General features: G+C 41.7%; 12 protein-coding genes and 1 pseudogene. 4 read left to right on the plus strand and 9 right to left on the minus strand.

The window, feature by feature from the left end; genetic code table 11:
- Positions 1–204 precede the first annotated feature (204 nt).
- Positions 205–1,248, minus strand: a complete 1,044-nt coding sequence (dusA, locus tag H5164_RS06800; RefSeq protein WP_182755346.1) for a tRNA dihydrouridine(20/20a) synthase DusA — start codon at positions 1,246–1,248, stop codon at positions 205–207.
- Between the two features lie 175 nt (positions 1,249–1,423).
- On the minus strand, positions 1,424–1,882 hold the full coding sequence (locus H5164_RS06805; RefSeq protein ID WP_182755348.1) for an HPP family protein: 459 nt from the start codon (positions 1,880–1,882) through the stop codon (positions 1,424–1,426).
- A gap of 87 nt (positions 1,883–1,969) precedes the next feature.
- Between H5164_RS06805 and H5164_RS06810 the strand changes: the two genes are divergently transcribed.
- Positions 1,970–2,533 (plus strand): TetR/AcrR family transcriptional regulator, encoded by a 564-nt coding sequence (locus tag H5164_RS06810; protein WP_259396756.1) that lies wholly within the window; start codon positions 1,970–1,972, stop codon positions 2,531–2,533.
- A gap of 165 nt (positions 2,534–2,698) precedes the next feature.
- On the opposite strand, the gene H5164_RS06815 is transcribed toward H5164_RS06810, so the two are convergent.
- Positions 2,699–3,565: a PhzF family phenazine biosynthesis protein gene (locus tag H5164_RS06815; protein ID WP_182755350.1), complete on the minus strand. Its 867-nt coding sequence runs from the start codon at positions 3,563–3,565 to the stop codon at positions 2,699–2,701.
- A gap of 400 nt (positions 3,566–3,965) precedes the next feature.
- Here H5164_RS06815 and H5164_RS06820 point away from each other — a divergent pair, with 400 nt between their 5' ends.
- On the plus strand, positions 3,966–4,433 hold the full coding sequence (locus tag H5164_RS06820; RefSeq protein WP_124015047.1) for a chemotaxis protein CheX: 468 nt from the start codon (positions 3,966–3,968) through the stop codon (positions 4,431–4,433).
- A 101-nt stretch (positions 4,434–4,534) separates the two neighbouring features.
- Here the strand turns inward: H5164_RS06820 and alr are convergent, their stop codons facing one another.
- Together alr and dnaB are read right to left on the minus strand one after the other, a co-directional pair.
- A complete protein-coding gene (gene alr, locus H5164_RS06825) occupies positions 4,535–5,653 on the minus strand; it encodes an alanine racemase (protein WP_124015048.1) in 1,119 nt (372 codons plus the stop codon).
- Between the two features lie 145 nt (positions 5,654–5,798).
- Positions 5,799–7,205, minus strand: a complete 1,407-nt coding sequence (gene dnaB, locus H5164_RS06830) for a replicative DNA helicase (RefSeq protein ID WP_124015049.1) — start codon at positions 7,203–7,205, stop codon at positions 5,799–5,801.
- Positions 7,206–7,332: 127 nt separating this feature from the next.
- Between dnaB and H5164_RS06835 the strand changes: the two are divergent.
- Positions 7,333–9,522 (plus strand): annotated as a pseudogene (locus H5164_RS06835) (S46 family peptidase); the annotation flags it as partial.
- 1,165 nt (positions 9,523–10,687) lie between these two features.
- On the opposite strand, the gene rplI reads toward H5164_RS06835, so the two are convergent.
- The 4 genes from rplI to rpsF are packed head-to-tail and all read right to left on the minus strand — an operon-like array spanning position 10,688 to position 12,123.
- A complete protein-coding gene (gene rplI, locus H5164_RS06840; protein WP_124015051.1) occupies positions 10,688–11,140 on the minus strand; it encodes a 50S ribosomal protein L9 in 453 nt (150 codons plus the stop codon).
- A gap of 42 nt (positions 11,141–11,182) precedes the next feature.
- Positions 11,183–11,410 (minus strand): 30S ribosomal protein S18, encoded by a 228-nt coding sequence (rpsR, locus tag H5164_RS06845; RefSeq protein WP_101085203.1) that lies wholly within the window; start codon positions 11,408–11,410, stop codon positions 11,183–11,185.
- Positions 11,411–11,422: 12 nt separating this feature from the next.
- Complete coding sequence (priB, locus tag H5164_RS06850; protein WP_124732151.1) at positions 11,423–11,725, minus strand: primosomal replication protein N; 303 nt, start codon at positions 11,723–11,725, stop codon at positions 11,423–11,425.
- Positions 11,726–11,730: 5 nt separating this feature from the next.
- Complete coding sequence (gene rpsF, locus H5164_RS06855; protein WP_124015053.1) at positions 11,731–12,123, minus strand: 30S ribosomal protein S6; 393 nt, start codon at positions 12,121–12,123, stop codon at positions 11,731–11,733.
- A 216-nt stretch (positions 12,124–12,339) separates the two neighbouring features.
- On the opposite strand from rpsF, the gene H5164_RS06860 reads away from it, so the two are divergent.
- Positions 12,340–13,092: a YdiY family protein gene (locus tag H5164_RS06860; protein ID WP_124015054.1), complete on the plus strand. Its 753-nt coding sequence runs from the start codon at positions 12,340–12,342 to the stop codon at positions 13,090–13,092.
- The last annotated feature ends 29 nt before the right edge of the window (positions 13,093–13,121 follow it).

The raw sequence follows: 13,121 nt of genomic DNA on the forward strand, positions 1-13,121 counted from the left end.
GTGAGAGAATTGTTGAGAGTCATCCTCAAAATAGCACTAATAACCATCACCTTAAGTGAAGGGTTTATTGCCACGATGTAACTTAAAGGAACAAACGAAAAAGCGCCTAACAATAGGCGCTTTTTCTCTGATAATAGCAGTTTTCAACATGTACGTTTGGGCGTTTATTTCACCACATATTCTAGTGAAATAACCAAAGCGATATCAAATAGCTTGGTCACTGCTAAGGGCTTCTGCATCAACAAACTCAGCAGCGGTTAACACAACCCCAATATCAGCATTAGGTTTATGGGCATTCTCACTTAAATGACGACGCCAGCCACGGGAACCCGGTAACCCTTGGAATAAACCAATCATGTGACGGGTAATATGGTTTAAACGACCGCCCTGGGCTAAATGAGCCTCAATATACGGCAACATTTGCTCAATCACTTGCTGACGAGTAATCACTGGTGTATCGAGTCCACACAACTGCTGATCCACTTGCGCCAATATATAAGGATTTTGATAAGCTTCACGCCCCACCATCACTCCATCTAGCTGGGCTAAATGCAGCTTAGATTCTTCAAGGGTTTTAATGCCACCGTTAATGCTAATGTTCAAGTGTGGATAATCACGCTTTAACTGATAAACCCGTTCATAATCTAACGGCGGAATTTCACGGTTTTCTTTCGGGCTTAACCCTTGTAACCAGGCTTTACGCGCATGAATCGTAAATGCACTACAGCCTCGTGCGCTGACAATTTCAATAAAATCAGTTAAAAACTGATAACTGTCTTGCTCGTCAATTCCAATACGGGTTTTTACCGTGATCGGAATATCGGTGACTTGCTTCATGGCATCAACACATTGCGCAACTAACTCAGGCTCGGCCATTAAACACGCACCAAAGCGACCATTTTGCACTCTATCAGATGGACAGCCTACATTGAGGTTTACTTCATCATAACCGCGCTCAGCAGCTAACTTAGCACACGCTGCCAAATCCACCGCGTTAGAGCCACCCAACTGTAATGCCACTGGATGCTCTTGCTCGTTATAAGCTAAATAATCGCCCTTACCTTGTAATATGGCACCCGTGGTGATCATCTCGGTATACAGCAACGCCTTGCTCGACATTAAGCGGGCAAAGTAGCGATAGTGGCGATCAGTCCAATCCAGCATCGGCGCTATGGAAAAGGTGCGATCAAGCGTATCTTTTGGTATGACTAGCTTTGGCGTTGTATTCACTGAATTTTTTACACTCATAATTTGCGGTATTGATGCACGTTTTTAGCTGCATTTAGTTAATCGGTTATGCACAAGGAGCCAGTAAGAAAGTTATAAATTAAGCAAATACAACTAGGCAGCCCTAAATAATGGCTAATTATATCATTAACCCGTCATCGAGAAACAAGTGTCTACGGATTTAGGGAAAGATCAATTAGCATTCTGGTTTAAAGTGGTAATCCTGAAGCTTTTGAAGCCCTTTACCCATTAAAACTATGACAACAGAACCGACTAATACAGGGGTAACCAAAAACAACCATCCTTGCCCTGAAAGCATAATTAGAATTGGATTTGCTCCAGCAGGTGGGTGGGTTGTTTTGCAAACCAACATACTGGTAACACCTAACCCCGTCGCTATTGCGACTGTAACCGGAGTTACGCCTATGTATTGGTAGAAAAACACTCCGATAAATGCCGTAACCAAATGTCCAAAAATAACATTTTTTGGCTGAGCCAATGGACTACTTGGCACACCAAACACAAGCACTGCAGTAGCTCCAAATGGAGCCATAATTAATACAGCATTATCCATGTTAGCTTCAATTAATGACAATAAACCAATGGTAAATGACGCCCCGATCCCAGCAATTACAGCTAACAAATAACGATTCATATAAACACCCAAAAAGTAGAACGACTTGTCTACCGGCAATTGTAGACAAGTCGTTCTACTTTTGTCAATATAAGGACAACTAGTTTTATGGAAATCATGATGAGCAAGAAACGTGAGCTACTGTTAAACACAGCGCTAGATCTTTTTTACCGACAAGGTATTAACTCTATTGGAATTAACGAAGTCATTAAGGTATCAGGAGTAGCTAAAAAAACTCTATACAATCACTTTAACGGCAAAGACGATTTGATCATGGCTGCGTTAAACCAAAGGCATCAAATCTTCATGAACTGGCTAGAGCGTAAGCTAAGACAAACAACAAGCGACCATGAGTTAATCGATGTTCTATTCCAATCGTTACACAGTTGGTTTAGTGGAAATGAAGCTGAACTAGGTGGTTTTAGAGGATGCTTTTTCATCAATACGTCAGCAGAATTTAGTAACCCAGAAAGCGATATTTCTCGCTATTGCTGTTACCACAAAGAACAAGTACGCCAACTTATTCAAAACAAACTAAACAATGCTTCACCGGATCTCATAAATGCTATCTGTTTACTTAAAGAAGGCGCCATCACGACTGCATATATGACAGGGAAAAGTGCTGAAATAGTCCAGAGTAGTATAAATATTTTGCATCGCCTTGAGTGCTAACGGCTTATGTAACGGACGTTCTGATAACCTCTGGCCGTTTAACACCACACCAAACAGATCAAACTCTTTATCTGTGATTAATTTAATAAAGAGTACCTCTCAAGTGTTTGGGCGGGTTTCACACTTGAGATAAGAACGCCACTTCGCGCGGCCTATCCTTATTTGTTAAACGAAGATTTGCTGCTGTCCAATCTCTTGAGCAAAACCACCGACCAACACCTTGAGAGTCGCTAATTCATTTGACTCAACTGAAGCTGTAATGATTGAAACACAGTTCATTGCCCTACCTTGCTCGAAAGTAAAGTCAGTCATATGTTCACTACTAAGGTATTTACTTAGGTAGCATGCTAATGCTCCGCTAGCACTCCCTGTAGCTGATTCCTCTGGTATGCCAAACAAAGGCGCAAAGTTACGACAACTCGCTGTCAGGCCGCTTTTTTCCTCGCACAATTCAAAAGCATGTAGGCCAACTAAATCATGTTTTTTACAGAATTCACTGAGTAAATGTTCATTGACTTGGATTTTATCTAGATACCCAAATGGCACTGGAACCATAATATCAGGCAGGCCTGTTGAAATAACCTCGATTGGTAATTGTGTTGACGCTAACGTTTTCACGTCAATGCCAATTAACTCTGATATAGCCTCGTATCCATACACCCCAAGATATTCAGGTAGCTTTTGCTCCATCACTATTTGACCATTAGACGCTATAGTCACAGCAAGTAAACCGACTTTAGTCCTTTGGACATATCGCCCTGCGGTGATGACTCCTTTTTTATACATTATTGAGAATGCAGCTAAGGTAGCGTGCCCACAGAAGTCAACTTCACCCGATATGGTAAAAAAAGACAAGCCAAAGTCGACTTCATCATCTTGAGATACAAAAGCAGTTTCTGAATAACCAACAACCTGTGCTATTGCTAACTTTTGTTCGTTAGACAAATTATCTGCCTGCAATACTACGCCTGCTGGGTTTCCTCCGCTTCCATTGGCAGTAAAGGAATTAACCAAAAAAGCGTCAACTTTCATCAATCTCTATTTCTCCTTATTAAGCTAATTGAACGGCTCGAGCGATAAGTTAACCCGCTTAAGCTATTGATTTACCTCATCCTAGATTGACCATATTACTGATACAAAACGATTAAATTATCAGCAAGATAGGATTAAGAAATCAGTAATGTAAATACATTATCAATGTGTAAACCTCTCAATTTCAACTTAATATTTGTTTTTGCAACTGACGTCTCTTTCAATTTCATTTTTGTGTTCTAAGCTTGAAGCTGCATTCCATTTTGCTGATATAGTAAGCATTTATAAAAATCAGTAACTATGATGGTTTATCATGATAGGGTCGTGTAACGTGATGTTCTGTCTATTCTCTGCCTATGACCTATCGCCAATTTTTGAATCTAGAAGGATCGCTTAGCCTATGAACGTTGAATTCATTAACCCATTCCTTGTTTCTTTAATCAATGTTATCTCAACAATGGCAACTATTGAGTTAACGCCTGGTAAGCCACAGTTGAAAAATCATGATATTGCAAAAGGTGACGTATCAGGCTTAATGGGCATGATAAGTCCTAAAACCCGCGGCTCACTGTCGATTACCTTCGAACAATCATTAATTCTTGAAATAATGAACAATATGCTAGGGGAAAAACCAGAATCCATTAATGAGGACATAACCGATTTAGTCGGTGAAATAACCAATATGGTGACGGGTGGAGCTAAAAATTTATTAAGTGAAAAAGGATATGATTTTGATATGGCCACTCCGGCCGTCGTCTCTGGCAAAAATCATACTATTTCCCACAAAGCCCGCGGCAAAAAAATTATGATGCCCTTTAGTCATAAGCACGGCAATGTGTTTATCGAAATTTGTTTTGAAGATGTATAAGCTTGTAAAGACGAATGATATTTCAGCTAAAATGGTGCCGCATAAACTAAAATGCCCAAGACGCAACAGCGTATTGGGCAAAGCGCAGCATGGTTACGTTGCTAGTCAAGTAACTCAACCACTACCCGTGGGGTTAATTTAGTCACTAACTCATAAGCAATAGTGCCAATATGCTCAGCAACTTCTTCTACCGCGAGGGTTTTACCCCAAAGCTGCACGCTGTCACCGACTTTATCTTGCGCATCTGCGCCCAGATCTACCGTTAGCATATCCATCGATACTCGGCCAACAATTGGCACCCTGCGGCCATTAATCCACACCGGTGTACCTTCTGGCGCATTACGCGGATATCCATCACCGTAACCCATAGCCACTACACCTAAGCGGGTATCTTGTTTCGCGGTCCACACGGCACCGTAGCCCACGCTATCACCGGCTTTATGCTCACGAACAGCAATTAAATTAGACACCAGTTCCATAGCCGGAATCAGTTGATGGTTAATCCCTTTGTCGCCAACAACTGGAGATATGCCATAAAGTGCGATGCCTGGTCTTATCCAATCTGCTTGGCTTAATGGCCAAAATAATGTTCCGGCTGAATTGGCTAAAGTACGATCGCCATCTAAGTGACTTGTCAGTTGTTCAAAGGCATCCATCTGCTTTTGAGTCAGCTGATTATCAGGTTCGTCTGCACAGGCAAAATGGGTCATCAAATGGATCGGTTTAGCCACTTGTGGGCAAGCCATTAAACGCTGATATATGCCGGAAAACTGCTCTAAACTAAAGCCGATACGATGCATACCAGTATCGATTTTTATCCATACGGTGACCGGATTATCGAGCTTAATGGTTTCAAGCATTTGCAGTTGTGATTCATGATGCACGACAGTGTCGATATTATGGGTGACCAACAACGGCAAGTCAGACTGGCGGAAAAAACCTTCTAATAATAGAAGCTTACCTTTTACGCCACCGTCTCTAAGCTCCAATGCTTCTTCCAGCCTTGCTAAACCAAAGCCATCGGCGCCGCCGTAATATTTACCTGCACTTTCTATAAAATTTAATATGCCAACACTTTCTGCAACGTTTAGCAGACCATGACCGTAACCATTGGCTTTAACCACAGCCATAATTTTGCTATCTGGTGCAATAAGACGCAGTTGTGCTAGGTTACTTTGTAATGCGTAACGACTGATTTCTGCACGGGGAAAAGGTTTCAATAGATTGCCTTAATTAACAATAAATAACATGGCGCGGCTTGCTGCCTGTTAGGAGGTTTAGTGCCATAAAGAACCCCTCACTAACAGAGATAAACTCGTATCATAAATAACGATACTAAAAACACAAATATAATCTAATCAATGATTAATCTTCTTCGAATTGCGGCCCAGCATAATTATCAAAACGAGAGAACTGACCTTGGAATACCAGTCGAATTCGCCCAATCGGCCCGTTACGCTGTTTACCAATAATGATTTCAGCGGTGCCTTTATCTTCTGAGCTGTCGTTATACACTTCGTCACGATAGATAAACATGATCAAATCGGCATCTTGCTCAATCGCACCCGATTCACGCAAGTCAGAGTTAATTGGGCGCTTATCGGCACGTTGCTCTAGCGAGCGGTTAAGCTGTGATAAAGCAATAACAGGCACTTCTAACTCTTTGGCTAAAGCTTTTAATGAACGAGAGATTTCTGAAATTTCTAAAGTACGATTATCTTTTAACGCTGGCACCTGCATTAACTGCAGGTAATCGATCATGATCATTGATAAGCCGCCATGCTCACGCGCAATCCGTCTGGCACGACTGCGAACTTCTGTCGGGGTTAACCCTGAGCCATCATCGATGTACATTTTACCTTGCTCAAGCATAATTCCCATGGTTGATGACACGCGAGCCCAATCTTCATCATCTAATTGACCAGTACGAATTTTGGTTTGATCAACCCGGCCGAGTGAGGCCAGCATACGCATCATGATCTGTTCTGATGGCATCTCGAGACTAAAAATAAGCACTGGCTTATCTTCATTCATGGCGGCTTGTTCGCACAAGTTCATCGCGAAGGTGGTTTTACCCATCGAAGGACGTGCGGCAACAATAATTAGGTCGCCAGACTGAAACCCGGCGGTCATTTTATCTAAGTCATTAAAACCACTTGAAACGCCGGTTACCCCGTTATGAGGATTGTTATAAAGCTGTTCAATCCTATCGACGGTTTTTTCAAGAATACTTTTAATGTTTTCAGGGCCTTCATTGGCATTGGTTCGCATTTCAGCAATTTTAAAGACTTTAGTTTCGGCTAAATCTAATAATGCACCAGAATCACGCCCTTCAGGATTGTAACCTGCATCAGCAATTTCATGGGCTACAGCAATCATGTCACGCACCACGGCACGTTCGCGCACAATATCCGCATAAGATAAAATATTACCGGCACTGGGAGTATTTTTGGCAATTTCGCCTAAGTAAGCAAAGCCGCCGGCATCATCTAATTGATCTTCAATTTCGAGTTGTTCAGATACGGTAATCAAATCCAGCGGTTGGCCAGATTCCATTAAACGTTGCATTGCCGTAAAAATCATTCGATGAGAACGAGAATAAAAATCTTCTGGCACAACCGCTTCAGAAACACGATCCCACGCTTCAGCATCTAGCATCAACCCACCTAAGACGGATTGTTCAGCTTCAATAGAGTGAGGAGGCAATTTTAAGGCATTAACTTCTACATCTCTCTGCCTGTTTCTTGCTTTAAAAGCACCTTGCTGTGACATTAACACTCCCAATTTACAACGACTTTATAAAATATGGTATAACACCGTGGTGTAGCTTATTTCGCTGTCATTACGAATTCAAATAACAACTTCGTCAAACGCAAATAATCATTTAAGGAAAAATAACATGCGTATCATACTCGTTGCAGCACTGGTGCTGACATCTGGCCTAGCTTTGGCCGATGAAGGCCAATGGCAGCCATATCAAATGCCATCCATTGCAGACAAACTTCAGCAACGTGGTATTGATATTCCCGCATCACAACTGGCCGACTTAGGGCAGTACCCAATGAATGCAGTCGTCAGTTTGGGCTATTGTACCGCCAGTTTTGTATCCCCCCAAGGCCTAGTTGTCACAAACCATCATTGTGCTTATCGCGGCATACAATATAACAGTAAAAAAGAACATAATTACCTCGCAAATGGCTTTTTAGCAAACACCCAAGCAGAGGAACCTTCCGCAGGGCCAAATGAACGTTTATACATTACCCAAGCGGTCACCAATGTGACCGATGAAGTAATGGCTAACTTAAGCACCGAACCTATGGCTCGCTTTGAAGGCATAGAAACTAACAGTAAAGCCTTAATTAAACTCTGTGAAGCAGATGACAACTATCGATGTTCGGTTAACAGCTTTCATCATGGATTAGAATATTATCTGACAAAACAGTTAATTATTCGAGACGTGCGTTTGGTGTATGCACCACCCAAGAGTGTTGGCGGATTTGGCGGCGACATCGACAACTATGAATACCCTCGTCATTCTGGCGATTTTACTTTTTTACGCGCCTATGTGGGTAAAGACGGCAAGCCAGCAACGTTTAATAAAAATAACGTGCCATACCGGCCTAAAAGCTATTTAAAAATTAATGCCGATGGAGTAAAAGCTGGCGATGGTATCTTTGTTGCCGGTTTTCCAGGTTCTACCAGCCGTTACAATTTAACCAGTGAACTACAATTTGCCAGTGATTGGATATACCCAACTTACGCAAAACGCTACCAATTACAAATTGACACCATCACTTTAATGGGTGATGTCGATAACGATATCGCGCTTAAATATGCCGGTACAATCGCCTCTATGGCTAACCGGATGAAGAAACTCAATGGCTTATTAGATGGTTTCAGCGCAACTGATATTGTCGGCATTAAGCAGCAACGTGAAAATGACTTTCTCGCTTGGCTTAAAAAAGATCCTGGCGCTAATCAAGAGTTAATCAATAACCTTGAAGCGTTACTCGCCGAACAACATCAACAAATGCAAACCACTTATTTCTTTAAAAATGCCCAATCTAGCGAAATGCTACAAGCCGCGAGCAAGCTTTACCGTTTAGCTCAAGAAAGAAAGAAACCCAATGATCAACGTGAATCTGGGTTTCAGCTTCGTGATATGAAAATGTTTAAAGCGGCACTTAAACGTATCGATAGTAGCTTTGATCCGGTGGTTGATAAAATCTTGTGGTTACAAGACTTACAAGCCTATATCAGCCAACCACTTAAAAACGAAGTGTTTGATAATGCCTTAAGCATTTCAGATGATTTTGAAGAGCTAGAGTCAAAGGTTGAAGGCTTATATGCACTCACTGAGCTCACTGATCAGGCTAAACGCCTTGCATGGATGAGTAAAACAGCAGAGGAGTTTGAAGTTAGCGGAGACCCATTTATTCGATTAGCTGTGGCTATTTACGATACCAATATGGCCATGGAAAAGAGCGAAAAATTACTTTACGGTAAGCTTTCATCTGTTCGTCCGGAATACATGAAAGCGATTATTGACTATTACAAATCAAATAACTGGCCTGTATATCCTGATGCTAACCGTACCTTACGCATAACTTATGGCATGGTTGATGGTTACCAATCTAAAGATGCGTTATACAAGCAGCCATTTACTCGTTTAGCAGGCATTCTGGCTAAAAACACCGGTGAAGCTCCCTACAATGCCCCGACTAAGCTGTTAGATGCAATTAAAGCTGACGACTTAGGCAAACATCGTGTCACTTCAGTCTATAGACAGCAAAGCAGTTGTCAGTTTATGTCTTGTTTAGATAAGCCTGCTGATTTTAACTCTGTACCGGTTAATTTTTTATCCAGCGCCGACACCACTGGCGGCAACTCTGGCTCACCGGTATTTAATGGTAAAGGTGAATTAGTTGGGCTTAACTTCGACTCAACTTATGAAGCGATCACTAAAGACTGGTTCTTTAACCCCACGATCACTCGCGCCGTGCATGTCGATATTCGTTATATTTTGTGGATGATGGATAAAGTCGATCACGCTGATAACTTGATAAAAGAATTAACCTTAGTGACTAATACTGCAGGAGAAACCGAGATACCAGCAGATACAGCAACTGAGGCCACTATCGAAGCGAATACCAATTTAGATAATGAAACAATCACTGAGTCAGTACCTGAATTAACCACCACAGCAGATACTGAAGATAAAGCTGAGTTCTCTGACCAAGCAATTGAAGCCGCGACAGAAGCACAAGCAACAACTGATCTCAGTGATGAATCAGCACCTGAATTAGTCCCTACAGAAGATATTGGAGATGCTGTTACTGAAGATGTAGATACTGAAGATAGAGTTGAATTATCCAACCAAGCGACAACTGAAGTCGCGATTGAATCTGAACTCGCGAGTGAATCTGCACCTAAATTAGTCTCTACAGAAGATACTGAAGATCAACTTGAGTTATCTAACCAAGCGCCAACTGAAGTCGTTGCAGAGGTTGTAAATGAAGCCGCCAATGAACCTCAAGCAGCAACTGAAGCCTTCAATGAAGCAACTGATGAAGCAGAGGCTGCAACAGAACTCGCGATTGAATCTGAACTCTCGGGTGAATCAGTACCTAAATTGGTCCCTACAGTAGATATTGAAGATAAAGCTGAGTTACCTAACCAAGCGACAACTGAAGCCGCTGCTGGGGTCGCAAATAAAGCCGCCAATAAACCTCAAGCAGCAAGTGAAGTAGAAGCTGAAGTCATCAACGAAGCAACTAATGAAGCACAAGCAGAATCTGAACTCTCGAGTGAATCAGCACCTAAATTGGTCCCTACTGTAGATATTGAAGATAAAGCTGAGTTACCTAACCAAGCGACAACTGAAGCCGCTGCAGGGGTCGCAAATAAAGCCGCCAATAAACCTCCAGCAGCAAGTGAAGTAGAAGCTGAAGTCATCAACGAAGCAACTAATGAAACACAAGCAGAAGCTGATCTCGCAACTGGATCAGTAACTAAAGCTGTCACTGACATACCAGAAAAGAAACCGACTGTGGTTGATTGAGCTTAAATAAACCATAACCAAGTGAACCTTATAGCAATGTTTACTTGGTTAACATTCATTAGATAACACATTTAAACGACCGCGATATAACCAGATAGTGCATGGAAGTGTTGTTGGAAGTGGATGAGTATTAAATGATACACATAAAAAAACACCGCCCGGAGGCGGTGTTTTTTATGGCGCTAAAACGTAATTAAGCTTCTGCAACGATAGAAATCTTAACAACAGCTTTAACTTCAGTGTGTACTTGAACTTCAACTTCGAAGCTACCAGTAGTGCGTAAAGCACCTAAAGGTAAACGAACTTCAGATTTAGCAAGTGCTACGCCAGCTGCAGTAACTGCATCAGCGATATCACGGTTGCCAATTGAGCCGAATAATTTACCTTCATCACCTGCTTTAGAAGCAATAACAACAACTTCTAATGCAGTTAATTTTTCAGCACGAACTGTCGCAGCAGCTAATTCAGCAGCTACTTTAGCTTCTAATTCAGCACGACGAGTTTCAAATACTTCAGTGTTTGCTGCGTTTGCTACAACTGCTTTACCATAAGGTAAAAGGAAGTTACGAGCATAACCAGCTTTAACAGAAACTTGGTCGCCTAGGCTACCTAAGTTTGCAACTTTATCTAGCAAAATAACATTCATTATCAAATCCTCTATATTCTATTAGGAATTAATACTGCAATATTACTGATGTAAATCAGTATATGGCAGTAGAGAAAGATAACGAGCACGCTTGATAGCGCGAGCTAGTTGGCGTTGATATCTAGCACTGGTACCAGTGATACGGCTAGGAACAATCTTGCCGCTTTCAGTGATGTAGTTCTTTAAAGTAACGATATCTTTATAATCAATCTCCACAACACCTTCAGCGGTGAAGCGGCAGAACTTGCGACGACGGAAATAACGTGCCATTTTGACAGTCTCCTAAGTTTTCAATTCGACATTTTCAGCATGCAAGACTAAACGGTTTTGTCCATTTCGCCCTTGTTGTAGTGAAAGAAACCCTTCAACATCAACTTGCACACCTGCTTGTAATTTATTTGCTACGCTATTAAAGCGCGGACCACTTAATATCACTTGGATCAAACAGTAGACGTTTCTCAACATTTCTACTTCTTGCCGCTGTGATTTATGCTCTACCGTTATCACCACATGGGCAATCCCGCTTGGGCTATCTAATCGTCTTGTACGAGTTATCGTGCCAGACAACACTAAGTGATTATTCAAAAAAATTATTCAGCGTTTTCTTCAGCGCTTTCTTCTGCATTACGGTCATCAGAAGGTGAACGACGTGAATCACGTTCGTCTCTTGCTTTTGCCATAGGAGAAGCTTCAGTAACGGCCACTTTAGTGCGCATTACCATGTTACGCAGAACAGCGTCGTTGAAACGGAAAGCTGTTTCTAGTTCTTCGATAGACTCTGCAGATGCTTCTACGTTCAAAAGAACATAGTGAGCTTTATGTAGGTCTTGGATCGGGTAAGCCAATTGACGACGGCCCCAATCTTCTAAACGGTGGATTGTACCATTAGCAGCGGTGATAACACCGGTGTAACGCTCAATCATACCTGGGACTTGTTCACTTTGATCTGGGTGAACCATAAATACGATTTCATAATGACGCATTTATTGCTCCTTACGGTTAAGTAGCCTCTTTTCTGGCTCAGTCAGACCAATGTGGAGGCAAGGAACGAATTAAAGTGACTGATTTGAGCGCGCGATGATACATAAAGTGTACGATAAACTCAAGCACTAACTCACTCTTTTCAGCAATCTTGATTACAGGTATGATGGCCGCAGTCCGAAATACCGCGTTTACGCCATCAAGAATAAAACACTTTAATGATGACCATGAAAAACATAGTAACAACATGCTGCCTCTTTTTATTGTCTGCTCCGGCATGGGCCTTAGTTCCACCTGATTATCAGGAACCACCCAGCAGTTTTAATGCTGAGGTAGAAGCAGGCTTGCAATTAAATAGCGGTAACAACGAAACTAAAAACTTCAACGGTCGAACTTATTTAACTTATGATTCGAAGAACACTAAGCAAGAAGCAACATTAAAGGCCTATTATGCGGCTGATGGTAATGAGTCTACTGCTGAGCGTTACGAATTATACTTACAGTCTAACTACAAGCTAGAGCGCGGTTATATATTTGGCCGTGGTGAATTTACTTGGGATCAATTTGGTTCGTACACTCGAATATCTACTATTTCAACAGGTTATGGTTTTGATTTAATTAAGAACAATAGAACAAAACTGAGCCTTGAAGCTGGTCCGGGTTATCGTTACGACCAACCACAAGGCAGTGTTGCAGAACCCGATCCTGATGCAAACCGCGATATTATTTTACGTTCGGCGGCCAAATACACAGTTAAACTGCAAGAGTACACTAGCTTTAATGCTGATGTGACAGCTGAAACAGGTCAGACTAATAATACCTTAACCCTTGATATGAGTTATAAAAACACCTTTATTCAAGATTGGGCATTTAAAATAGGTATGAACATCAAGTACACTGAAGTGGTTCCTGATGACAGTAAAAATACTGACACCATCACCACATTCAACTTGTTGTATACGTTTCAATAATTATTGACCTTAAATGAAGCGAAACAAGA

This window comes from Shewanella sp. SG41-3 (assembly GCF_014164545.1).
Classification (GTDB): Bacteria; Pseudomonadota; Gammaproteobacteria; order Enterobacterales; family Shewanellaceae; genus Shewanella; species Shewanella vesiculosa.